Raw genomic sequence first — 21,617 nt, forward strand, 5'->3', positions numbered from 1 at the left:
TCTCGAGGCTCAATACTTCCGGAGCAGACCGATCAGCTTGCCCTGAATGCGCACGCGGTTGGGCGGCAGGATCCGGACTTCATAGGCCGAGTTGGCAGGCTCAAGCGCAATGGATGCGCCGCGTCGCCGGAAACGCTTCAGTGTGGCTTCTTCCTCGTCGATCAGCGCGACCACGATGTCGCCAGTGTCGGCGCTGTCGTTGCGCTGGATCAGCACGGTGTCGCCGTCGAGAATACCGGCTTCCATCATGGAATCGCCGCGCACTTCGAGGGCGTAGTGTTCGCCCGACCCGAGCATGTCGGGCGGCAGGCTGATGGTGTGGCTGCGGGTCTGGAGCGCCTCGATGGGCGTACCGGCCGCGATCCGTCCCATGACCGGCACGGAAACCGGGAAGTTCGTATCGTCCTCGTGGCCGGCGGAGCCGCTGCTGCGGACCTTGCCGAGGTTGCCCTCGATGACACTGGGGGTGAAGCCGCGACGGCCGTTGCCGCCGGCACCCGAATTCCCAAGCTCCGGCAGTTTGATGACTTCAATCGCGCGGGCACGGTTGGCGAGCCTGCGGATGAAGCCGCGTTCCTCAAGAGCCGTGATCAGCCGGTGGATGCCGGACTTGGAGCGCAAGTCCAGCGCGTCCTTCATTTCGTCGAACGAGGGCGGAACACCAGCTTCCTTCAGCCGCTCGTTGATAAAGCGCAGAAGCTCGTATTGTTTGCGTGTCAGCATCTATCTGGTCCCCGATCGCCTTTGCTCCGATGCCGCGCCTCTCTGGATACGGGCCGTTGGACGGCCAATCAGGAGTTGCGAGTCACTCGAAACAAATCATGAACGAACACTATCTGTTCCATATGTGTTCCGCAACCCCTTAATTTCACGTCAACGACGGGGAGCTTTAGTTGGGAAGCCGGAGGATCGTGCAGGGCGAGCCGGCAGGGGCCGCTGGTGCGAAGGGTGGGCGGACGATGAGCGCATCCGCCGCCGCCAGATTGCCCACCAGAGAACTGTCCTGAGGGCCTACCGAGGTTGCGACGGGCACGCCGTCGCCGCCGGTTGTAACCCTTGCCCGCAGATGATCCTGCCGCTTGTCGTTGGCTGGCAGCTCGCGCCCCAGCACGGCCCGCTCCAGGACATGATCGACCTGGGTTCGTCCCGACAGCGCGCGGATGAGCGGCACCAGAAACAGGAAGGCGCAGACATAGGATGACACCGGGTTGCCGGGCAGGCCGAGCACGCGCATCGGCCCGAGGCGTCCGTGCATCATCGGCTTTCCGGGCCGCAGCGCGATTTTCCAGAAAGCCATGTCGACGCCTTCGGCTTTCAGCGCAGTCTGAACGAGATCATGGTCGCCGACGGAAGCGCCGCCGGTGGTCACAAGAACATCGACGCCGAGATCGCGCGCACGCCGGATGGCGTCGGTTGTCGACTCGAGTGTATCGCGCGCGATGCCGAGATCGATGGGGTCCGCGCCTTCGTTGCGCGCGAGCGCGATCAGCGCGAACACGTTGCTGTGGACGATCTGGCCCGGCGCGGGCTTTGTGCCCGGCACGACCAGTTCATCCCCGGTCGCGAGGATCGCGACTCTTGGGCGACGATGCACCGGCAGTTGCGGATGATTCATGCTCGCGGCCAGCGCAAGCGCACGATCGGTCAGGAGCGATCCTCGCCGCAGCCCTGTTTCGCCTTCGCGGAAATCGATGCCCGCCGGCCGGATGTTTTTTCCCGCCGCGATGGCCTCGTTCACGATCACGGTGTCGCCGTCGCGCGCGGTGTCTTCCTGAATGATCACGGCGTCGGTCCCGGCCGGGATCACGCCGCCGGTGAAAATGCGCGCGGCTTGTTCCGCGCCGACGGTCGCATTGAACGGGCGGCCGGCGGCGACTTCGCCAATGACTTTCAGGCGTGCGCCCGAAACAGCATCGGCGGCGCGAACCGCATATCCGTCCATCGCCGACATGTCGGCCGGCGGCTGGGTGCGCAATGCTGCGATGTCACGGGACAGCGTGCGATGAAACGCGTCGTTCAGCGCGGCCATTTCTTCGGGAAGCGCGGCTGCGTCCTTGAGGACGGCGGCATAGGCTTCGGCGACCGGCATCAGCGCCATGGGACGCTCCTTACGAGTGGAGTGGATTTGACATTCGCTTCCACCCCGCAGCGAGTACGCAAAGCGAATGTCAAATCCGAAACTCCACTCGAAGTCTATATTTGCTAGTGGTCCTTTGGTTTTAACATTCGCATAAAGGCCTGCTGAAACGGGGTGCGAATGTTAAAACCGGACCACTAGTAGTCGGCGAGATAATGGCCGGACTTGCCGCCCTTTTTCTCGACGAGGCGAACGCCTTCGACATGAATGCCGCGCTCGACGGCCTTCACCATGTCGTAGATCGTGAGACACGCCACCGACACGGCGGTCAGCGCTTCCATCTCCACGCCGGTGGGGCCCTTGACCTTCACCGTCGCGCGCACGCGGCAGCCGGGCAGCTTGGTGTCGGGCGTGATGTCGATAGTGACTTTCGAGAGCGCCAGCGGATGACAGAGCGGAATGAGATCGGAGGTGCGCTTCGCCGCCATGATTCCGGCGACGCGCGCGGTGCCGAGCACGTCGCCCTTGGTGGCGTTGCCCTTCACGATCAGATCGAGCGTCTTGCGGGTCATGACGACATGGCCCTCGGCCACCGCCACGCGCTCGGTGTCGGGCTTTGCCGAAACATCCACCATGCGGGCCTCGCCCTTGGCGTCGATGTGGGTGAGGGCGGAGCCTGCTTTTGTCTTTGACTTTGTCCTGGATTTTTTGGCCACGTCAGCGCGTCCCGGTGGCGCGCTGCGCGCCGTCGCGCGCGAGCAGCGTGCGCGTGGCGGCCGCGACGTCGGCCTGCCGCATCAGGCTTTCGCCGACGAGAAAGGTCGACATGCCGACCTTTTCGAGGCGTGCAAGATCCTGAGGCGCGAAAATCCCGCTTTCACCGACGCTGATGCGATCCTTCGGAATCAGCGGCGCGAGTTCTTCGCTGGTGGCGAGTGTCGTCTCGAATGTGCGCAGGTTGCGGTTGTTGACGCCGAGCAGGGGCGAACGCAGCGTCAGCGCGCGATCGAGTTCTTCGCGATTGTGAACTTCGAGCAGCACGTCCATGCCATGGGCGAACGCCGCGTCCTCGATATCCTTCGCCGCGGCATCGTCGAGCGCGGCCATGATGATCAGGATGCAGTCTGCGCCGTGCGCGCGGGCCTCGGCCACCTGATAGGTGTCGTACATGAAATCCTTGCGCAGCACCGGCAGCGAGACCGCTGCGCGTGCTGCGACCATGAACGCGAGCGAGCCCTGGAACGACGGCGTGTCCGTCAGTACCGAGAGACATGCTGCGCCGCCGGCCTCATAGGCTTTCGCCAGAACTGGCGGATCGAAATCCGCGCGAATGAGCCCCTTCGACGGCGAGGCCTTCTTGATCTCCGCGATCAGCGCGTAATCGCCGCGGGCATGTTTTTCGCGGATGGCGTTGACGAAGCCGCGCGGCGCGGGAGCGGCCTTCGCACGCGCCTCGATTTCGGCGAGCGGAAGCGCACGCTTCGCTGCGGCGATTTCCTCGCGCTTGTAGGTTTCAATCTTGTCGAGGATATCGGACAAGGGCAGTTGCTCCTCAAGCATTGGAGACTGCGACAAGGCGCTTCAGCCTGTCGAGAGCCGCGCCAGTGTCCAGCGCCTTGGTACCGAGCGCAACGCCTTCCTTGAGGTCCTTTGCCTTGCCCGCGACCACGAGTGCTGCGGCGGCGTTCAGGAGCGCGACATTGCGATACGCGCCCCGCTTGCCTTCGAGCACATCGCGCAGCGCCTTGGCGTTGGCTTCGGCGTCGCCGCCTCTGAGTTCCTCAGCCGTGGCGTGCGGCAGTCCGCCGTCCTCGGGCGCAACCTCGAAGGTGCGGATGTTGCCGTTCTCGAGGGCTGCGACAAAGGTCGGGCCGGTGAGGGTGATCTCGTCGAGGCCGTCCGAGCCGTGCACGACCCAAACCGATTCCGCGCCGAGATTTTTCAGCACCTGCGCCAGCGGCTGCACCCACTGTTTCGAGAATACGCCGACCATCTGCCGTTTGACGCCAGCGGGATTGGAGAGCGGTCCCAGCAGATTGAAAATGGTGCGGGTGGCAAGTTCGACGCGCGTGGGTCCGACGTTCTTCATCGCCGGATGATGCGTCGGCGCGAACATGAAACCGATTCCCGCCTCGGCGATGCAGCGGCCGACCTCTGCGGGCGTGATGTCGATCTTGACGCCCAGTGCGGCCAGCGCATCGGCGGAGCCTGATTTCGACGACAGCGCGCGGTTGCCGTGCTTGGCGACCGGCACGCCGGCGCCTGCCAGAATGAACGACGCGCAGGTCGAGACATTGACCGAGCCCGATCCGTCGCCGCCGGTGCCGACGATATCAACCGCGTCAGCCGGCGCTTTCACGGTCAGCATCTTGGCGCGCATGGCGGAGACCGCACCGGTGATCTCGTCGATGGTTTCGCCGCGCACGCGCAGCGCCATCAGCAGGCCGCCCATCTGCGACGGCGTCGCTTCGCCGGACATCATGCGGTCGAACGCGGTCGCCGCCTCGTCGCGCGACAGGGCCGCGCCGGTGGCGGCTTTTCCGATGATCGCTTTCAGATTGTCCATAATCGAGGCTTGCCTGATGTGACGTTCGCCGATGAGCTTACTATTGAGCGGCGGCCGCCGCACCTGTCGCGACTGCAAACGCGTTCTGGTTGATCGTGACGCCGATCTCGGCCTCCAGCTTGGCGACATAGGCGGCGATCTGCTCTTCCATTTCCGCGCGCTGGAGATTTTCCTTCAGCTTCTTCACGTCATCGGATGCGAGATCGACCGGCGGCACGACCACGTCGGTGACCTTGAACACGATCCACTCGCTGGCGCCGTTGCCTTCGACCTGTCCCACGCCGTCCTTCGGCGTGCGGAACGCGGCTGCGACTAGCCGTTCGGGCACGTTCTTCGGGTCCGCGTCGCGCCGGAAGAGGGTGGCCTTTTCGACTTTGACGCCGGCAGCAGTCGCTTCCGCGTCGAACGCGGCGCCCTTGTTCAGTTTCTCGACGATCTCGGCGGCCTTGGTGCGAAGACGGGTCGAGACCTGTTCGTCGCGCCAGCGTGTCTCGACCTGTTCCTTCACTTCGTCGAGCGGCCGGTCGCGCGACGGCGTGATGCCGAGGACGTCGAACCAGAGTTCGCCGCCGTTGTACTGGACCGGCTCGTTCTCGACGCCGATGTTGCTGGCAAAGGCAGGTGTCGTGATGTCGATGCCTTGCGGCAGGCCTGTCACCGGCTTGCCGTCGAGCCCGCGGCCGGAGCGGTCGACAGCTTCGATGGTGACGGCCTTGAGCCCGAGTTTCTGAGCCGCTTCGGCGATGTTCGATCCGCCGCCGCGCTCGTCCTCGATCTTGTTGTGCAGGTCCTGCAACTGCGCCCGCGCGCGCTCCAGCGCGATCTCGCGCTTGATCGTCGCCGCTACGCTGTCATAGGTCGGGTTGGTGCCGGGCTCGACTTTCGTGACCTTCAGCAGCGCGGTGACCAGCGTGCCCTTGACCGGCTGACTGACGGAGTCCGGTGTGAGTCCGAAAGCGGCATCCGCGATCGCGGCATCGCTGATGGCGGCCCGCGTCACGTTGCCGAGGTCGATGTCGCTTGGGGTGAGATTGCGCTCCTTGGCGATGTCCTCGAACGACGTTCCGGCGGCGATGCGGTCGCGCGCGGCTTTCGCCTCGTCGGCGTTCGGGAACGGAATCTGGAACACCTGCCGGCGTTCCGGCGTCGCGTAACGCTCTTTGCGCTGTTCAAAAATCTTCTTGGCGTCGTCGTCGCTGACGTTGATCCACTTCGCAAGGTCGTCCGGCGTCAACGTCAGCACGGCGATCTTGCGAAACTCCGGTGCCCTGAACAACTGCTTGCGGTCTTCGAAATAGGCGGCCAGTGCCTCGGGCGAGGGAGGCGCGATGGTGCCGGCCTGAGCCGAGGTCAGCCGCAGGTAGTCGGCCGAGCGCTGTTCGTTCTGGAAGCGGACCAGTGCGTCAAGCTGGGTCTTGGTCGGCTCAAGTCCAGAGACCACCGTGCTGGTGATCTGGTTGCGCAGCAGGCGGCGGCGCTGCTCGGAGACATAGCGCTGCTCGGTATAGCCGAACTGGCGGATAGTCTGCACGAAGCGCTCCTGATCGAACTTGCCATCGACGCCCTTGAAATTCGGGTCGTTGGAAATCATGCGCGCCACGTCGGCGTCCGATTGTCCAAGGCCCAGGCGGCGGGCGTCTTCGTCGAGGGCTGCGTCGGCGATGACTTCCTGAAGCACCTGGCGGTCGAGGCCGAAGTTGCGCGCCTGCTCCATGGTGAGCGGCCGGCCGAAACGGCGTCCGATTTGCTGCACCTTGTCGGTGAACAGATTGCGGAATTGTTCAGTGGTGATTTCGGTGCTGCCGATCTTGGCGAGCGACGACTGTCCGAATCCCTTGAAGATGTCGGCAATGCCCCAGACGCCGAAACTGACGATCAGCACGCCGAACATGACGGACATCACCGTCTTGCCGAGCCAATTCGATGAGGCTTTGCGCATTCCTCGGAGCATGGGACCAACTTGATGTTCAGGAGGAGGGGTGGCGGCTCGCCGGAGGCGTTACCGCGTTGTTTCGCCGACATATAAAGGGGTGCCGGTTCCCTAGCAACCATGCTGACGGCGACGCTTCAGCGCGGTTAACGGTATGATCCCGAAAGCGGAACCGGTTTTTGGAAAAAGCCCTTATCCATCGGGGCCGCCGTGTGGAAACCCCGCCTGCGGAACTGGCGTCGGCGGAAGGCCTCTGCTAGCGCAAATCAACCCACCGTCACGCGAGATCAATCATGACCGACAAGCGCCGCCCCCTGATCGCCGGGAACTGGAAAATGAACGGCCTGAAAGCCTCAATGAACGAACTGGCGTCGATCTGGCAGGGTGCGGGCGATCTGAAGGGCAGGGCCGATCTCCTGATCTGTCCGCCGGCGACGCTGCTGTTCACCGCCACCGCCGTTGTGTCCGGATCGAAGGTTGCGATCGGCGCGCAGGATTGCCACCCGGCGGCCTCCGGCGCTCATACGGGCGATATTTCAGCCGAGATGCTGGCCGATGCGGGCGCGAGCGCGGTCATTGTCGGTCACTCCGAGCGCCGGGCCGATCACGGCGAGAGCGATGCGCTGGTACGTTCCAAGGCCGAGGCGGCCTGGCGGGCCAAATTGGTTGCGATTGTCTGCGTCGGCGAGACGCAGGCCGAACGTGACGCGGGGCAGGCGCTGGAGGTGGTGGGACGACAGCTCGCCGGATCGGTGCTGGATGGGGCGACCGCCGCCAATCTGGTCGTCGCTTACGAGCCGGTCTGGGCGATCGGCACAGGCCGCACCCCGACAACCAAGGATATCGAGGAAGTTCATGGGTTTATCCGGGCTAAACTCAATGAACGCTTTAGCCAGGAGGGGAGCGGTATGCGAATCCTCTACGGCGGCTCCGTGAAGCCCTCAAACGCAGCGGAATTGATGGCCGTTGCCAACGTCGACGGCGCGCTGGTCGGCGGAGCGAGCCTGAAAGCGGTTGATTTCCTTGCGATTGCGGCCGCGTGTCTCTAAATCACGGTTATTGATCGCGGTCCGCCGGGGGTGACAATCACCCCTGCAATCGTGTACAGACCGCGCAACTTCAACCCCCGCAAGCTTCATGTGCGCCCGGCTGCCGGTGCCAGAGGCTTGTGACGGAAGGTCACGATGCAGACTGTCATTATCGTCATCCATCTCATGCTCGTTCTCGGCCTGATCGGCGTGGTGCTGCTTCAGCGTTCTGAGGGCGGCGGCCTCGGCGTCGGCGGCGGAGGTGGCGGCGGTTTCATGTCGAGCCGTGGCACGACCAATCTCCTGACGCGCACCACGGCGATTCTGGCCGCGGGCTTCTTCATCACCAGCCTGTTCCTGTCGTGGCTCGCGAGCTACGAGCGCAAGCCAGCGTCGATCATCAACACCAGCCCGGCGCCGATCTCGCAGCCTGGCGCTCCGGCGGCACCGGCAGGCGGTCTGCTGGATTCGCTTCCGAAGGCCCCGGCGGCGCCATCCGCTCCGCAGGCGCCGCAGTCGAAATAAGGGACAAAGAATTGCAGTCATGCGCGAGTTGCTTGCCTGCAAGTCTCAGAGTTGCCTTCCAAGTCCCTGACTGAACTTACATATCCAAGTGGTCCACAGCGCTGCAATTCGCCGGCGTTTGTGTGCGTTTAGTTTTGCGAATCACGACGGCGGAGATAAAGGTTAAATCCCATGGCGCGGTATATTTTCATCACCGGCGGCGTGGTCTCCTCGCTCGGCAAAGGTCTGGCTTCAGCCGCACTCGGTGCGCTGTTGCAGTCACGAGGCTACAAGGTCCGCCTTCGCAAACTCGATCCCTATCTCAACCTCGATCCCGGAACGATGTCGCCGTATCAGCACGGCGAGGTGTTCGTGACCGATGACGGCGCGGAGACGGATCTCGATCTGGGTCACTACGAACGCTTCACGGGGCGTCCGGCGACCAAGGCCGACAACATCACCACCGGCCGCATCTATCAGGACATCCTGACCAAGGAGCGCCGCGGCGATTATCTCGGCGCGACCATTCAGGTCATTCCGCACGTCACCAACGCCATCAAGGATTTCATCCTCAACGGCAATGACGGCTACGACTTCGTGCTGTGCGAAGTCGGCGGCACCGTCGGCGATATCGAAGGCCTGCCGTTCTTCGAGGCGATTCGTCAGGTGAAGAACGACCTGCCGCGCGGCGACGTGATCTACATTCACCTCACGCTGCTGCCGTACATTCCAAGCGCGGGCGAACTGAAAACAAAGCCGACGCAGCACTCGGTCAAGGAATTGCGCTCCATCGGCATCCAGCCGGATATTCTTCTGTGCCGCACTGATCGGGAAATCCCGAAGGAAGAACGGCGCAAGCTGGCGCTGTTCTGCAATGTACGCGAAACCGCCGTGATCGAGGCGCGCGACGTCGACAACATCTATGCCGTGCCGGAGGCGTATCACGCCGCGGGCCTCGACGACGAAGTGCTCGCCGCGTTCGGCATCGTCGATGTGAAGCAGCCCGCGCTGGATTCGTGGCATGTCATCAACGAGCGCGTCCGCAATCCGGAAGGCCAGGTGACCATCGCCATCGTCGGCAAGTACACCGGCATGAAGGACGCTTACAAATCGCTGATTGAAGCGCTGTCGCACGGCGGCATCGCCAACAAGGTGAAGGTCAATCTCGACTGGATCGAGTCGGAAGTCTTCGAGAACGAGGATCCCGCGCCGTTTCTCGAACACGTCAACGGCATTCTGGTGCCTGGCGGATTCGGCCAGCGTGGCGCGGAAGGCAAGATCAAGGCGGCGCAGTTCGCGCGGGAGCGCGACGTTCCGTATTTCGGCATCTGCTTCGGGATGCAGATGGCGGTGATCGAGGCCGCGCGCAATCTCGCGGGTATCGAAGCGGCCAACTCCACCGAATTTGGTCCGACGAAAGAACCGCTGGTCGGCCTGATGACCGAATGGCTGCGCGGCAACGAACTCGAGAAGCGCACCAAGGCGGGCGATCTCGGCGGCACCATGCGTCTCGGCGCCTATCCGGCGACGCTCAAGAAGGGCAGCCGCGTGTCGGAGGTCTACGGTGGCGCGACCGAGATTTCAGAGCGCCATCGCCACCGCTACGAGGTCAACACCGCTTACAAGGACCGGCTCGAACAGCATGGCCTGCGCTTCTCGGGCCTGTCGCCCGATGGCGTCCTGCCGGAGATCGTCGAGTACGAGGATCATCCGTGGTTCATCGGGGTGCAGTATCATCCCGAACTGAAATCGCGTCCGTTCGAACCGCACCCGCTGTTCGCATCGTTCGTGCAGGCCGCGATGGTCCAGAGCCGGCTGGTCTGATCCGGACGTATCTGGCCGCACCTCCATTGCGCTGGCCGGAGTGTTTCAGGATGCGGAATGACTGAAGGCGAACGCCGACAATCTGCGAAAGGCTCCGTGCCGGAAGTAGGTGCCGCACGCGCGAAGCCTGCCCGCACGGAGACCCCGTCGCCGTGGGGCGCGCCATCACAGCCGCCACCGCAATATCCGCAGCCGGCGCCGCCACAGGCGCCCGCGCGCCGCTGGCGTGGCGGGGGAACGCTGGCGTCGGTTCTCTTCGCCGGCCTGCTGCTGGCAGGCGTCCTCATTCCCGCCTATCGGGATATCTCATCGCCGGGGGCGTGGTCCTACTGGAAGGACGTTTTCGTTTCTTCCAGCATGACGGCGTCAGCGGTCTCCATGCCAGACGGCCGCAAGGCGCTCGCCATTGAGGGACGGATCGGCCCCGGCGCCGCGAACTGGTTTCGTGAGCAACTCGACGCGGCCAAGCTGACCGCCGGAGATACGATCTTCCTGTCGTCGCCCGGCGGCTCGCTCGATCAGGGCCTCATCATGGGCGCGGTGGTGCGATCCCGCGAACTGACGACAGTGGTTGGGAAAGTCGATTCCGGCGGCCGTCCACAGCCTTCACGTTGCGCCAGCGCATGCGTGTTCGTTTTTGCGGGCGGCAAAGTCCGCGAAGCCATGCCGCGTTCCGTGCTCGGCGTGCACCAGTTCACCAGCACTTCGTCGAAGGGCGAGGAGTCCGCGAGTGACATCGTGGCGCGAACCCAGCAGACCACTGGCATCATCCTCGACTATATGACCCGGATGGGCGTTTCCCCCTCGATCATGCAGGCGATGACGGCGAGCAAGGATATCCGTTGGCTCACCGAGAAAGAAACGTTCGATCTGAATCTGGTCACGGCGCGCTACACCGTACGCTAGCGGTGATTTACTTCGGGCATCCCGAGGTCTGGTCGCCGGTGCGGGCCGCCGGTTTTCCGTTGATGTAAATCCCACCTGCGCCGCCGACCACAACACCGCCGCAGCTTGTCTTGCCGCTGGAGATGGCGGCCGGCTTGCCGTTGATGAAGACGTTCGAGGACCCTTCCGCGATCACGCCGCCGTCGCTGGTCGTGTCGCCCTGACGCGCGGCGGGCTTGCCGTTGAAGGTGACACCGGCCGCGCCGCCTGTCACCACGCCGGGTGTGCCGGGTGATTGCGCGTGCGCGAAGCCCGAGACGGTCATCGCCACAATGATCTGGCAAAGCAACAGGGGCCGCATGTGAACCTTCCGCATATGTTCTATGGTCCGGGAGCCGCTTGATAATGAAACAATCAGGCCACTATATGCCGGATCGGGAGAGCCTGCATAATACCAGTCGTCGCCGTTCGCGCGCCGGTTCAAACAACAAGGTGCCATGACCATGATCCAAGAAATGCGTGTCTATCGCTGTCTGCCGGGGCGGCTTCCAAATTTGCTGAAGCGCTTCGAAAACCATACGCTGAAGATCTGGGAAAAGCATGGGATCCGTCAGGCCGGTTTTTTCACCACGGTGATCGGCCAGTCCAATCAGGAATTGACGTACTTCCTCGCATGGGAGTCGCTGGCTGAACGCGAGCAGAAATGGACCGCGTTCATGAACGATCCCGCCTGGCTATCGGTGCGCGCGGAAAGCGAAAAGGACGGTCAGATCGTCGAGAACATCGTCAGCCAGCTTCTGACGCCGACAGCATTTTCATCGGTGAAGTAAAGGCGCGCGTCCCCGATGCCTCGCGGTCTCGATCATATCGTCCACGCCGTTCGCGATCTCGATGCGGCGGCGGATTTTTATCGCCGCGCCGGCTTCAAGGTCAGCGCGCGCAACAGGCATCCGTGGGGCACGCACAATCATGTCGTGCAGTTCCCCGGCTTCTTCATCGAGGTGCTGACGGTCGGCGAACCCGAGAAGCTGCGAGAAAAACCTCACGCCGAGGGGCTGGCGAAAGTCTTCGGCATCGCCAACCGCGACTTTATCGCGCGCGGTGATGGTTTCTCGATGCTCGCGCTCGAGAGCGCCGACATCAACGCGGATGTGGACGATTTCAGGCAGCGCGGCATCGGCGTCTCGAAGGCTTTGCCGTTTACGCGCGACGCGACATTGCCGGATGGCTCGGTCGTGACGGTGGGCTTCACACTGGCGTTCGCGCGCGATGACATGTCGCCGCATGCCGGCTTCTTTGCGATTCAGCACCGCGATCCGGCCATGTTCTACAAAAGGGAACTGCAACAGCACGCGAATGGCGCAAGCGGTGTGCTCGGCGCGGTCCTCGTCGCCGACAATCCGAGCGATCATCATATTTTTCTCAGCGCGGTCACCGGCGTTCGCGACCTGCACGCAAGCTCGATCGGCGTGACGGCTCGCACGCCGCGCGGTGATGTTGAGATTGTGGAGGCAGTGTCATTTCGCGATCGCTTCGGCGTCACGCCGAAGGCCGATGGCGAAGGCGCATCGCTGAATGGATTGCGGCTTGCCGTTCCGGACATCGATGCGGTTCAACGGGCGCTGGATGGCGGTGGGATTGCGTCGCACCGGCAGATGGGACGGCTTGTGGTGCCGCCCGAGGCCGCCTTTGGCGCAACCCTGATATTCGAGGCGCCCGAGAAGATTTAACCGGCCAGACTTGATCCGCCGCGGCTAGCTCGGCATGGTCAAAACGATTTCTGAAAAGGATATGCTTTGAACGCCAATATTTCCGCGGCTCCGGTGGTTTCCGCAGGCAACGTCAGGTTCGGTAACGCGCTGCCGCTGGCGGTGATTGCCGGGCCGTGCCAGCTTGAGAGCCGTGCGCATGGGCTGGAAGTCGCCGCCGCACTGAAGGAGATCGCCGCGCGCCTCAAGATCGGCCTCGTCTACAAGACCTCGTTCGATAAGGCCAACCGCACCAGTTCCTCCGCCGCGCGCGGCCTGGGCATCGAGAAGGCGCTGCCGATTTTTGCCGAGATTCGCTCGTCGCTCGGGCTGCCGGTCCTCACTGACGTTCACGAAGTTGACCAGTGCGCGCATGTCGCGGAGGCGGTGGACGTTCTGCAAATTCCCGCCTTCCTGTGCCGGCAGACGGACCTGCTGCTGGCGGCGGCTGCCACCGGCAAGGTCGTCAACGTCAAGAAGGGTCAGTTCCTGGCACCCTGGGACATGGCGAACGTCGTCGCCAAGATCACGGGCGGCGGCAATGCCAACGTGCTGGTGACCGAGCGGGGCGCGTCGTTCGGCTACAACACACTCGTCTCCGACATGCGCGCGTTGCCAATTCTCGCGCGCACCACCGGCGCGCCGGTGATCTTCGATGCCACCCATTCGGTGCAGCAGCCGGGCGGCAAGGGCACATCGTCGGGCGGCGAGCGCGAGTTCGTTCCGGTGCTGGCGCGCGCGGCGGTGGCCGTCGGTGTCGCGGGCGTGTTCATCGAAACCCATCCCGATCCGGACAACGCGCCGTCGGACGGTCCCAACATGGTGCCGCTGAAGGATTTCGAGGCGCTTGTGAAAAACCTGATGGCGTTTGACGCGCTCGCTAAATCAAAATCGTAATGGCCGCCAGATCATAACAATCAAAACATAAAAAGGGCCGCGAGCGTAACGCGGCGTCCAGCCAGACCGATGCTGCCGATCCTCAACGTCATTGCGGCCACCACCTTCGCGGCGGCATTGTCGTCGCGCTCGATGGAGCCGGTGTTGCCGCTGGTTTCCGGCGACTTCGGCGTGACGGCTGCTACCGCCGCGAGCCTGTCCGCAGCCGCCGCCTTGTCGTTCGCTTTCGTGCAGCCGATCCTCGGCGCGGTGGCCGATATGTTCGGCAAGGCCAAGTTGATGATCGTCTGTCTCGTGCTGCTCGGCGCCGCGAACATCGTGGGCGCGATGGCGACATCGTTCGAGATGCTGTTCCTCTCGCGCATCCTGTGCGGTTTTGCCGCCGGCGGCACCTTTCCAGTCGCCATGGGTCTGACCAGCGATCTCGTGCCGACCGCACAGAGGCAGGTTGCGCTCAGCCGCGTCCTGGCCGGCGCGATGACCGGCAATCTTCTGGGTGCGACGGCATCCGGCATCATTGCGGATTTCGTCGGATGGCGCGGTGTGCTGATCGTGCTCGGATTGATCGTGCTGGCGGCCTCTGTCGCAGTCACGATGGGCTTTCGTCGCGGCGGCGTGGCGCGCGCGTCCGGCGGCATGAGCTTTACGGCGCTCAAGGACGGCTATCGCACCATCTTCGCCAATCCCAATGCACGCGTCTGCTACGCGGCGGTGTTTATCGAAGGCGCGCTGGTGCTCGGCCTGTTCGCGTTCGTGGCCGCGTTCCTGTTCGAACTTGGCGAGACCCGCGCATCGATCCCCGGCGTGGTTATCGCCGCGTTCGCGGTCGGCGGATTGCTCTACACCATGACCGTGTCGCGGCTGTTGCCGAAACTCGGCGTCAAAAGCCTGATGATCGGCGGCGCGGCCGTCGTCGCATTGCAGTTCATTGTCGTCGCCTTCGGCCCGCGCTGGGAAGTGCAGGCGGTCTCGCTGCTCATCATGGGCTGGGGGTTCTATTCGCTGCACGGATCGTTGCAGGTTTTCTCCAGCGATCTCGCGCCGCAAGCGCGCGCGTCGGCGCTGTCGCTGCATGCGTTCTTCTTTTTCATGGGCCAGGCGATCGGCCCGATCATGTACGGCTTTGCGCTGTCGCACTTCGGCAAGTTCGCAACGCTGACCATGAGCGCGGCCGCGATCCTGATCCTCGGCGTCGTCGCCGCGCGTTTGCTGAACCGCGAGCGCAACGACGAGCCGCCGGAAATGGCGGATATCTAGCGCACGTGCAAATGAATCAACCTCGGCCGCGATAGGGCGGAACGCCCTGATCCGGCATCCACACGTTCGTCGGCAGTTTTCCGGCCTGCCAGAACACGTCGATCGGCATGCCGCCGCGTGGGTAGAAATAGCCGCCGATTCGGAGCCAGCGCGGCGCCAGCAGCGTCGTCAGCCGCTTGCCGATGGACACCGTGCAATCCTCGTGGAACGAGCCGACGTTGCGGAAGCTGTTGAGATAGAGCTTGAGCGACTTCGACTCCACGAGCCATTTGTTCGGCACATAATCGATCACGATGATCGCAAAGTCCGGCTGGCCGGTGACCGGGCAGATCGACGTGAACTCCGGCATCGTGAACCGCGCCACGTAATTCGTGTCTGTATGCGGATTGGGCACGCGGTCGAGCGTGGCCTGGTCGGGCGAGGCGGGCAGTTCGACCTGATGGCCGAGTTGCAGCGACCGGGCGGCGGCCTTGGGGGCGCGAGGCTTTTTCGACATGACTGTCTCCGTTTGCCGTCTGATAGCCGTTCTTTATCAAAACGTCACGAGATCAAGCGCTTGGCTTGGCCTTTTCGAGCGCGGCGCGTTCCTGTAGAAGCGGCCCCAAATCCCCGAACTGACTCCTGAAAGGGCGCACATGACCGCAATCGTCGACATTATCGGCCGCGAAATCCTCGACAGCCGTGGCAACCCGACCGTCGAAGTCGATGTGGTGCTGGAAGACGGCTCGCTGGGCCGCGCCGCCGTGCCGTCGGGCGCATCCACCGGCGCGCATGAGGCTGTCGAACTGCGCGACGGCGACAAGGGCCGCTATCTCGGCAAGGGCGTGCTGAAGGCGGTGGAAGCCGTCAACGGCGAGATCTTCGACGCCATCGGCGGCATGGAGGCTGAGCAGCAGGTCCAGATCGACGACACCATGATCGGACTGGACGGAACCCCGAACAAGAGCCGCCTTGGCGCCAACGCCATTCTCGGCGTGTCGCTGGCGGTGGCGAAGGCCGCTGCGGAATCGCTCGGCATGCCGCTCTACCGCTATGTCGGCGGCACCTCGGCGCGCACGCTTCCCGTGCCGATGATGAACATCGTCAACGGCGGCATGCACGCGGACAACCCGATCGACTTCCAGGAAATCATGGTGATGCCGGTCGGCGCCAAGAATTTCGCCGAGGCATTGCGGTGTGGCGCGGAAATTTTCCACACGCTGAAGGGCGAGTTGAAGAAGGCCGGTCACAACACCAATGTCGGCGACGAGGGCGGCTTCGCGCCCAACCTGCCGTCGGCGGACGCGGCGCTCGATTTCGTCATGAGCGCAATCGGCAAGGCTGGCTACAAGGCCGGCAGCGACGTGATGCTGGCGCTCGATTGTGCGTCCACCGAGTTCTTCAAGAACGGCTCTTATGTTTACGAGGGCGAAAACAAGACCCGCTCGCGCTCGGAGCAGGCCAAGTATCTCGCAGACCTGGTGTCGCGCTATCCGATCGTCTCCATTGAGGACGGCATGGCCGAAGACGACATGGACGGCTGGAAGGAACTGACCGATCTGATCGGTTCGAAGTGCCAGCTTGTCGGCGACGATCTGTTCGTGACCAATGTCACGCGCCTCGCGGACGGCATCAAGAACGGCCGCGCCAATTCCATTCTGATCAAGGTCAATCAGATCGGCTCGCTCACCGAAACGCTTGCGGCGGTCGAGATGGCGCACAAGGCGGCCTACACCGCCGTGATGTCGCATCGTTCCGGCGAGACCGAGGATTCGACCATCGCCGATCTCGCGGTGGCGACGAACTGCGGACAGATCAAGACGGGCTCGCTGGCCCGTTCGGACCGCACCGCCAAGTACAACCAGTTGTTGCGTATCGAGCAGGAACTGGGCGCACAGGCGATCTACGCGGGCAGGTCGGCGCTCAGGGCGCTGGCGTAACTAGCGCTGCGCCGGAAGATACGGCGACGCAACGCTGGGTTTCGTTTTCATATCGGGCTTGCGGCTTGCCTTGGCGGGCCGCACTCGCTTGAGTGGCGTCCGCTAAAATCAAGTTGCGGGAGAACGACGCCATGCAAGGTCCGCTCGCCGGAATCAAAGTCATCGAAATCGGACAGGCGCTTGCGGGTCCGCTGGCGGGCGCGATTCTGGCCGACATGGGCGCGGACGTCATCAAGATCGAGAAGCCCGATGGCGGCGACGACGCACGCAGCTGGGGACCTCCCTTCATTGAGGAGGCCTCGATCATGTTCCACGTCACCAACCGCAACAAGCGGTCGGTGACGCTCGATATGAAGAGCGCGGCCGATATCGAAAAACTCAAAGGGCTGGTGCGCGACGCCGACATCCTGATCCAGAATCTCCGTTCGGGTGTCGTGAAGGATCTCGGCATCGGCCCCGACGACATGCGCGCGATCAACCCGCGGCTGATCTATTGCTCGATCTGGGCGTTCGGACCCAAGGGCCCGCTGTCGAAAGCGCCGGGGTTCGATCCGCTGCTGCAGGCGTTCGGCGGCGTCATGATGCAGACCGGCCGCCACGAAGACCCGCCGACGTTCTGCGCGCCCGCCATCAACGACAAGGCGACCGCGCAGTGGTGCGTCATCGGCGCACTCGCGGCCCTTCAGCAGCGCCATGTCACGGGACAGGGATGCGTGATAGATACCTCGCTGCTCGATAGTGCTGCGTCGTGGGTGGATTCGTCGCTCGCGAGCTATCATGTCACCGGCGAGCTTTCCAATCGCACGGGCGCTGCGACGCCCACCATCGTTCCGTATCAGGTGTTCGATACCGCAGATCGCCCGTTGGTGATCGCGGCCGGTTATGACCGGCTGTTTCACAAACTCGCCGGCGCACTCGGTTTTCCGGAATGGGCGACGGACCCCAGATTCGCGCGGGGCAGGGACCGGTTCGTCCATCGCGATGTGCTGATTGGTTTGATCGTGCCCGTGATGCGGGAAAAACCGCGCGCGGAGTGGATCGCATTGTTCCAGTCGCTCGGCGTGCCGTGCAGTCCGGTCAACACCATCGCGGAATTGCAGCAGACCGAGCAGTTCAAGGCGTCCGATCTGATGCGCACCCTGCCGGGCAGTGAACTGCCGGTGGTGGGTTTGCCGATTTCATTCGACGGCGTGCGGCCGCATCCGCATTCCGGCGCGCCGCGATTGGGACAACACAACGACGACGTGCTTGGATAATCGCACAATTGTGAGCCAGATTTAATGCACTTGCATCGTTCGGGCCGGGCGGCTAATCCGGGCTTCTCGCGTGTTCAGTAGTTGAAAGGATCGTCTCATGGCCTCTACCGTTGCCGTCATCGTCGGCAGTCTCCGCAAGGAATCCTTTTCTCTGAAGATCGCGAATGCGCTCGCCAAGCTGTCGCCGCCCGCGCTGAAGTTTGAGATCGTCACGCTGCACGGTCTGTCGTTCTACAATCAGGATCTTGAGGCCACTCCGCCGGCGGACTGGACGGCGTTCCGCGAGAAGGTCCAGGCATGTGACGCGGTGCTGTTCGTCACGCCGGAATACAACCGCTCGACATCCGGTGTTTTGAAGAACGCGATCGATGTCGGTTCGCGCCCGCCGGGCAAAAGTTCGTTCAACGGCAAGCCGACTGGCATCATCAGCAACTCGCCGGGCGCCGTCGGCGGCATGGGCGCTGCCATGCACCTGAAGTCCATTCTTCCGGGCATTTCCGGGCCCATCATGCAGCAGCCCGAAATCTATCTGAACGGGGTGGGCGATGCGTTCGACGACAAGGGCAACCTGACCAAGGAAGCGCTGGAGAAGGTCCTGAAGGCCTACATCGACGCCTTCGCGGTCTGGGTCGAGCGCATCAAGAAATGACGGTGCGGTGATAAGGATAGCCCGGTTCTTAGCATTCGATTAACCGGGTTATCGCATCGTGCGGCATGGTCTCACGCTCGCGACTCAAAGCCATCATGACCGGCCTCGCGCTCTATACGATCGCGGCGGGGCTGATCGCCTATTTCGGCGTCAATGCCTACACAGGCAAATACGGTCTGAATGCCCGGCAGGAGCTTGATCAGGAAATTGTGTTGCTGACCGCAGAATTGGCCCGACTCAAAACCGAGCGCGCCGCCGCCGAAAAGCGCGTTGCGCTGCTTCGTTCGGATCGGGTCGACCCCGACATGCTCGACGAACGTGCGCGTTATCAGCTCGACTACGTGCATCCGCGCGATCTGGTGAAGATGATCGGCCAGAACTAGGTTTCAAATTTCAAAAATCGTTCGCTTTCGAGTCTAAAATTGCGCTCGCTGCATTGCGATATGAGCGCGCGAATTTGCAGCATACGCAATCCTTTCATGGCGATGTGAGTTGGAGTAGAGAGGGTTACATCCGCTCTCTCATCCGGACATGACATGGTTTCCCAGAAAGACTCGGCTCCCCAAAAAGAACCGGCCTCGAAGAAAAGCGCCGCCAAGGACGCTGGCAACGGTTCCCGCAATCCCAACAATCTGAGTTTTACCAAGGAGCAGGAGCTTCGCGCATTTCGCGACATGATGCTGATCCGCCGTTTCGAGGAGAAGGCAGGCCAGCTTTACGGAATGGGCGCGATCGGCGGTTTCTGCCATCTCTACATCGGCCAGGAAGCGGTCGTGGTCGGCATGCAGATGTCCCTTGAGCAAGGCGACCAGATCATCACCAGCTACCGCGACCACGGCCATATGCTGGCGTGCGGCATGGATCCCAAGGGCGTGATGGCGGAGTTGACCGGACGCGAAGCCGGTTATTCCAAGGGCAAGGGCGGCTCCATGCACATGTTCAGCAAGGAGAAGAACTTCTACGGCGGTCATGGCATCGTCGGTGCACAGGTTCCGCTCGGCACCGGTCTCGCTTTCGCCAACCGCTATCGCGGCAACAACAATGTCAGCATTGCCTATTTCGGCGACGGCGCTGCCAATCAGGGGCAGGTGTACGAGAGCTTCAACATGGCGGAGCTGTGGAAGCTTCCCGTGATCTACGTCATCGAGAACAACCGTTACGCCATGGGCACTTCGGTTTCCCGTTCGTCGGCGCAGACCGATTTCTCCAAGCGCGGCGCGTCGTTCAACATTCCGGGCGAACAGGTCGACGGCATGGACGTCCGGGCGGTGAAGGCAGCGGGCGACAAGGCGGTGCAGTGGTGCCGCGAAGGCAACGGGCCGTACATCCTGGAGATGCAGACTTATCGCTATCGCGGTCACTCGATGTCCGACCCTGCGAAGTACCGGACGCGCGAGGAAGTGGACAAGGTCCGCCATGACAGCGATCCCATCGAGCAGGTGAGACAGCGTTTGCTCGACCTCAAGGTCGGCGAACAGGACTTGAAGGCGGTCGACGCGGAAGTGCGCGAGATCGTCAATGAGGCCGCCGATTTCGCCCAGCATGCGCCTGAGCCGGACGCGTCCGAGCTTTACACCGACATTTACCGATAAGCGCGCGCAGTTCGCGCAAGTTAGTCCGGAGCGACCATGCCGATTCAAGTTCTGATGCCCGCGCTTTCGCCGACGATGGAGAAGGGCAACCTTTCCAAGTGGCTGAAAAAAGAGGGTGAAGCCATCAAGTCCGGCGATGTCATCGCCGAGATCGAAACCGACAAAGCCACGATGGAAGTCGAGGCGACCGACGAGGGAACGCTCGGCAAAATCCTGATCGCCGAAGGTACCAACGACGTCGCGGTCAACACGCCGATCGCGACCATCCTGAGCGACGGCGAAAGCGCGGCCGACCTGGGCAAGACTCCAGCAGCTGCTGCGGCCAAGGCCCCTGAAAAGGCCACTGAACCTGCAGCTAATGTTAAGCAGGAAGTTGAAGAGTCCCGCTCACCTGTCGGAGAAGGCAAGCCCCAGATCAGCGCGCCTGCTCTGGTTGCCGCTCCTGCGGCCCCGGTCGAGCCGGACCCCGAAGTGCCGCCCGGCACCGAGATGGTGAAGATGACGGTGCGCGAAGCGCTCCGTGACGCGATGGCCGAGGAAATGCGCCGCGACGAGGACGTGTTCGTGATGGGCGAGGAAGTCGCCGAGTATCAGGGCGCTTACAAGATCACGCAGGGACTGCTGCAGGAGTTCGGCGCGCGCCGCGTGATCGATACACCGATCACCGAGCACGGCTTTGCCGGCGTCGGCGTGGGCGCAGCGATGGCGGGCCTCAAGCCCATCGTCGAATTCATGACGTTCAACTTCGCGATGCAGGCGATCGACCAGATCATCAACTCGGCTGCGAAGACGCTCTATATGTCCGGCGGCCAGATGGGTTGCTCCATCGTATTCCGCGGTCCGAACGGCCCCGCCGCGCGCGTCGCTGCACAGCATAGCCAGGATTATTCGGCGTGGTACTCGCAGATTCCCGGCCTCAAGGTCGTCACGCCGTATTCGGCGGCGGACGCGAAGGGGCTTTTGAAAGCCGCGATCCGCGATCCCAACCCGGTGATCTTCCTCGAAAACGAAATTCTCTATGGCCACACCGGCGACGTGCCGAAGCTTGACGATTACGTCATTCCAATCGGCAAGGCGCGCATCGTGCGTGCCGGCAAGGACGTGACGCTGATCGCGTGGTCGAACGGCATGACCTACGCGCTGGGTGCCGCCGACGAACTCGCCAAGGAAGGCATCGAAGCCGAAGTCATTGACCTGCGCACGCTGCGCCCGATGGACACCGAGACGATCATCAATTCGGTGAAGAAGACCTCGCGCGCGGTCGTGGTCGAGGAAGGCTGGCAGCAGTCCGGCGTCGGCGCGGAAATCGCCGCGCGGATCATGGAGCAGGCGTTCGATTATCTCGACGCGCCGGTCGCGCGCGTATCGGGCAAGGACGTGCCGATGCCTTACGCGGCCAACCTTGAAAAGCTTGCATTGCCGACGGTGGCCGAAGTCGTCGCCGCCGCCAAAGCCGTTTGTTATCGCTAAGAGAGCAGGACCAGG

Annotated in this window: 22 protein-coding genes; 14 read left to right on the top strand and 8 right to left on the bottom strand. The window is 63.0% G+C overall.

Features of this window, described 5'->3' with window-relative positions:
* Nucleotides 1-9 precede the first annotated feature (9 nt).
* The 6 genes from lexA to AC1RKJ_RS01070 all read right to left on the bottom strand — a co-directional run bounded on the left by lexA (nucleotide 10) and on the right by AC1RKJ_RS01070 (nucleotide 6,582).
* Nucleotides 10-723 (bottom strand): transcriptional repressor LexA, encoded by a 714-nt coding sequence (gene lexA, locus AC1RKJ_RS01045; RefSeq protein ID WP_492789057.1) that lies wholly within the window; start codon nucleotides 721-723, stop codon nucleotides 10-12.
* 166 nt (nucleotides 724-889) lie between these two features.
* Nucleotides 890-2,098 (bottom strand): molybdopterin molybdotransferase MoeA, encoded by a 1,209-nt coding sequence (locus AC1RKJ_RS01050; protein ID WP_492789058.1) that lies wholly within the window; start codon nucleotides 2,096-2,098, stop codon nucleotides 890-892.
* A gap of 176 nt (nucleotides 2,099-2,274) precedes the next feature.
* Nucleotides 2,275-2,793 (bottom strand): cyclic pyranopterin monophosphate synthase MoaC, encoded by a 519-nt coding sequence (gene moaC, locus AC1RKJ_RS01055; protein WP_492789059.1) that lies wholly within the window; start codon nucleotides 2,791-2,793, stop codon nucleotides 2,275-2,277.
* Between the two features lies 1 nt (nucleotide 2,794).
* Nucleotides 2,795-3,616, bottom strand: coding sequence for an indole-3-glycerol phosphate synthase TrpC (gene trpC / locus AC1RKJ_RS01060; protein ID WP_492789060.1), 822 nt, complete (start codon nucleotides 3,614-3,616; stop codon nucleotides 2,795-2,797).
* 13 nt (nucleotides 3,617-3,629) lie between these two features.
* A complete protein-coding gene (gene trpD / locus AC1RKJ_RS01065) occupies nucleotides 3,630-4,643 on the bottom strand; it encodes an anthranilate phosphoribosyltransferase (protein ID WP_492789061.1) in 1,014 nt (337 codons plus the stop codon).
* 40 nt (nucleotides 4,644-4,683) lie between these two features.
* Nucleotides 4,684-6,582: a peptidylprolyl isomerase gene (locus AC1RKJ_RS01070; RefSeq protein WP_492789062.1), complete on the bottom strand. Its 1,899-nt coding sequence runs from the start codon at nucleotides 6,580-6,582 to the stop codon at nucleotides 4,684-4,686.
* A gap of 284 nt (nucleotides 6,583-6,866) precedes the next feature.
* Between AC1RKJ_RS01070 and tpiA the strand changes: the two genes are divergently transcribed.
* The 4 genes from tpiA to AC1RKJ_RS01090 all read left to right on the top strand — a co-directional run bounded on the left by tpiA (nucleotide 6,867) and on the right by AC1RKJ_RS01090 (nucleotide 10,835).
* Nucleotides 6,867-7,622 (top strand): triose-phosphate isomerase, encoded by a 756-nt coding sequence (tpiA, locus tag AC1RKJ_RS01075; protein WP_492789063.1) that lies wholly within the window; start codon nucleotides 6,867-6,869, stop codon nucleotides 7,620-7,622.
* A 135-nt stretch (nucleotides 7,623-7,757) separates the two neighbouring features.
* Complete coding sequence (gene secG, locus AC1RKJ_RS01080; RefSeq protein ID WP_492789064.1) at nucleotides 7,758-8,126, top strand: preprotein translocase subunit SecG; 369 nt, start codon at nucleotides 7,758-7,760, stop codon at nucleotides 8,124-8,126.
* A 171-nt stretch (nucleotides 8,127-8,297) separates the two neighbouring features.
* Nucleotides 8,298-9,929, top strand: coding sequence for a CTP synthase (gene pyrG, locus AC1RKJ_RS01085; protein ID WP_492789065.1), 1,632 nt, complete (start codon nucleotides 8,298-8,300; stop codon nucleotides 9,927-9,929).
* Between the two features lie 57 nt (nucleotides 9,930-9,986).
* Entirely contained in the window at nucleotides 9,987-10,835 is an 849-nt protein-coding gene (locus AC1RKJ_RS01090) for a COG3904 family protein (RefSeq protein WP_492789066.1), read from the top strand.
* Nucleotides 10,836-10,842: 7 nt separating this feature from the next.
* Here AC1RKJ_RS01090 and AC1RKJ_RS01095 read toward each other — a convergent pair whose 3' ends face one another.
* The gene (locus AC1RKJ_RS01095) at nucleotides 10,843-11,175 is read right to left on the bottom strand and encodes a PAAR domain-containing protein (RefSeq protein ID WP_492789067.1); all 333 of its coding nucleotides are present in this window, start codon (nucleotides 11,173-11,175) and stop codon (nucleotides 10,843-10,845) included.
* A gap of 142 nt (nucleotides 11,176-11,317) precedes the next feature.
* On the opposite strand from AC1RKJ_RS01095, the gene AC1RKJ_RS01100 reads away from it, so the two are divergent.
* The 4 genes from AC1RKJ_RS01100 to AC1RKJ_RS01115 all read left to right on the top strand — a co-directional run bounded on the left by AC1RKJ_RS01100 (nucleotide 11,318) and on the right by AC1RKJ_RS01115 (nucleotide 14,716).
* Nucleotides 11,318-11,644: an NIPSNAP family protein gene (locus tag AC1RKJ_RS01100; RefSeq protein WP_492792614.1), complete on the top strand. Its 327-nt coding sequence runs from the start codon at nucleotides 11,318-11,320 to the stop codon at nucleotides 11,642-11,644.
* A 15-nt stretch (nucleotides 11,645-11,659) separates the two neighbouring features.
* On the top strand, nucleotides 11,660-12,544 hold the full coding sequence (locus tag AC1RKJ_RS01105; protein WP_492789068.1) for a VOC family protein: 885 nt from the start codon (nucleotides 11,660-11,662) through the stop codon (nucleotides 12,542-12,544).
* Nucleotides 12,545-12,610: 66 nt separating this feature from the next.
* Nucleotides 12,611-13,459: a 3-deoxy-8-phosphooctulonate synthase gene (gene kdsA / locus AC1RKJ_RS01110; protein WP_492789069.1), complete on the top strand. Its 849-nt coding sequence runs from the start codon at nucleotides 12,611-12,613 to the stop codon at nucleotides 13,457-13,459.
* A 69-nt stretch (nucleotides 13,460-13,528) separates the two neighbouring features.
* On the top strand, nucleotides 13,529-14,716 hold the full coding sequence (locus AC1RKJ_RS01115) for an MFS transporter (protein WP_492789070.1): 1,188 nt from the start codon (nucleotides 13,529-13,531) through the stop codon (nucleotides 14,714-14,716).
* 16 nt (nucleotides 14,717-14,732) lie between these two features.
* Here AC1RKJ_RS01115 and queF read toward each other — a convergent pair whose 3' ends face one another.
* A complete protein-coding gene (queF, locus tag AC1RKJ_RS01120) occupies nucleotides 14,733-15,212 on the bottom strand; it encodes a preQ(1) synthase (RefSeq protein ID WP_492789071.1) in 480 nt (159 codons plus the stop codon).
* Between the two features lie 139 nt (nucleotides 15,213-15,351).
* Between queF and eno the strand changes: the two genes are divergently transcribed.
* The 6 genes from eno (at nucleotide 15,352) to AC1RKJ_RS01150 (ending at nucleotide 21,602) form a co-directional block, all read left to right on the top strand.
* A complete protein-coding gene (gene eno / locus AC1RKJ_RS01125; RefSeq protein ID WP_492789072.1) occupies nucleotides 15,352-16,635 on the top strand; it encodes a phosphopyruvate hydratase in 1,284 nt (427 codons plus the stop codon).
* Between the two features lie 131 nt (nucleotides 16,636-16,766).
* Entirely contained in the window at nucleotides 16,767-17,891 is a 1,125-nt protein-coding gene (locus AC1RKJ_RS01130; protein WP_492789073.1) for a CaiB/BaiF CoA transferase family protein, read from the top strand.
* 97 nt (nucleotides 17,892-17,988) lie between these two features.
* Entirely contained in the window at nucleotides 17,989-18,540 is a 552-nt protein-coding gene (locus tag AC1RKJ_RS01135; protein WP_492789074.1) for an NADPH-dependent FMN reductase, read from the top strand.
* A 65-nt stretch (nucleotides 18,541-18,605) separates the two neighbouring features.
* Nucleotides 18,606-18,923 carry an FtsB family cell division protein gene (locus AC1RKJ_RS01140; RefSeq protein WP_492789075.1) on the top strand — a complete coding sequence of 106 codons (318 nt, stop codon included), beginning with the start codon at nucleotides 18,606-18,608 and terminating at the stop codon, nucleotides 18,921-18,923.
* Nucleotides 18,924-19,076: 153 nt separating this feature from the next.
* On the top strand, nucleotides 19,077-20,132 hold the full coding sequence (pdhA, locus tag AC1RKJ_RS01145; protein ID WP_492789076.1) for a pyruvate dehydrogenase (acetyl-transferring) E1 component subunit alpha: 1,056 nt from the start codon (nucleotides 19,077-19,079) through the stop codon (nucleotides 20,130-20,132).
* A gap of 36 nt (nucleotides 20,133-20,168) precedes the next feature.
* The gene (locus tag AC1RKJ_RS01150) at nucleotides 20,169-21,602 is read left to right on the top strand and encodes a pyruvate dehydrogenase complex E1 component subunit beta (protein ID WP_492789077.1); all 1,434 of its coding nucleotides are present in this window, start codon (nucleotides 20,169-20,171) and stop codon (nucleotides 21,600-21,602) included.
* Nucleotides 21,603-21,617 lie beyond the last annotated feature (15 nt).

It is taken from the genome of Afipia sp. GW822-FHT04G07, assembly GCF_058800765.1.

Coding starts and splice junctions, on each gene's coding strand:
- lexA (WP_492789057.1), bottom strand. CDS start 723: ATGCTGACACGCAAACAATACGAGCTTCTGCGCTTTATCAACGAGCGG.
- AC1RKJ_RS01050 (WP_492789058.1), bottom strand. CDS start 2,098: ATGGCGCTGATGCCGGTCGCCGAAGCCTATGCCGCCGTCCTCAAGGAC.
- trpD (WP_492789061.1), bottom strand. CDS start 4,643: ATGGACAATCTGAAAGCGATCATCGGAAAAGCCGCCACCGGCGCGGCC.
- AC1RKJ_RS01070 (WP_492789062.1), bottom strand. CDS start 6,582: ATGCGCAAAGCCTCATCGAATTGGCTCGGCAAGACGGTGATGTCCGTC.
- tpiA (WP_492789063.1), top strand. CDS start 6,867: ATGACCGACAAGCGCCGCCCCCTGATCGCCGGGAACTGGAAAATGAAC.
- secG (WP_492789064.1), top strand. CDS start 7,758: ATGCAGACTGTCATTATCGTCATCCATCTCATGCTCGTTCTCGGCCTG.
- pyrG (WP_492789065.1), top strand. CDS start 8,298: ATGGCGCGGTATATTTTCATCACCGGCGGCGTGGTCTCCTCGCTCGGC.
- AC1RKJ_RS01090 (WP_492789066.1), top strand. CDS start 9,987: ATGACTGAAGGCGAACGCCGACAATCTGCGAAAGGCTCCGTGCCGGAA.
- AC1RKJ_RS01095 (WP_492789067.1), bottom strand. CDS start 11,175: ATGCGGCCCCTGTTGCTTTGCCAGATCATTGTGGCGATGACCGTCTCG.
- AC1RKJ_RS01100 (WP_492792614.1), top strand. CDS start 11,318: ATGATCCAAGAAATGCGTGTCTATCGCTGTCTGCCGGGGCGGCTTCCA.
- AC1RKJ_RS01105 (WP_492789068.1), top strand. CDS start 11,660: ATGCCTCGCGGTCTCGATCATATCGTCCACGCCGTTCGCGATCTCGAT.
- AC1RKJ_RS01115 (WP_492789070.1), top strand. CDS start 13,529: ATGCTGCCGATCCTCAACGTCATTGCGGCCACCACCTTCGCGGCGGCA.
- queF (WP_492789071.1), bottom strand. CDS start 15,212: ATGTCGAAAAAGCCTCGCGCCCCCAAGGCCGCCGCCCGGTCGCTGCAA.
- eno (WP_492789072.1), top strand. CDS start 15,352: ATGACCGCAATCGTCGACATTATCGGCCGCGAAATCCTCGACAGCCGT.
- AC1RKJ_RS01130 (WP_492789073.1), top strand. CDS start 16,767: ATGCAAGGTCCGCTCGCCGGAATCAAAGTCATCGAAATCGGACAGGCG.
- AC1RKJ_RS01135 (WP_492789074.1), top strand. CDS start 17,989: ATGGCCTCTACCGTTGCCGTCATCGTCGGCAGTCTCCGCAAGGAATCC.
- AC1RKJ_RS01140 (WP_492789075.1), top strand. CDS start 18,606: ATGGTCTCACGCTCGCGACTCAAAGCCATCATGACCGGCCTCGCGCTC.
- pdhA (WP_492789076.1), top strand. CDS start 19,077: ATGGTTTCCCAGAAAGACTCGGCTCCCCAAAAAGAACCGGCCTCGAAG.
- AC1RKJ_RS01150 (WP_492789077.1), top strand. CDS start 20,169: ATGCCGATTCAAGTTCTGATGCCCGCGCTTTCGCCGACGATGGAGAAG.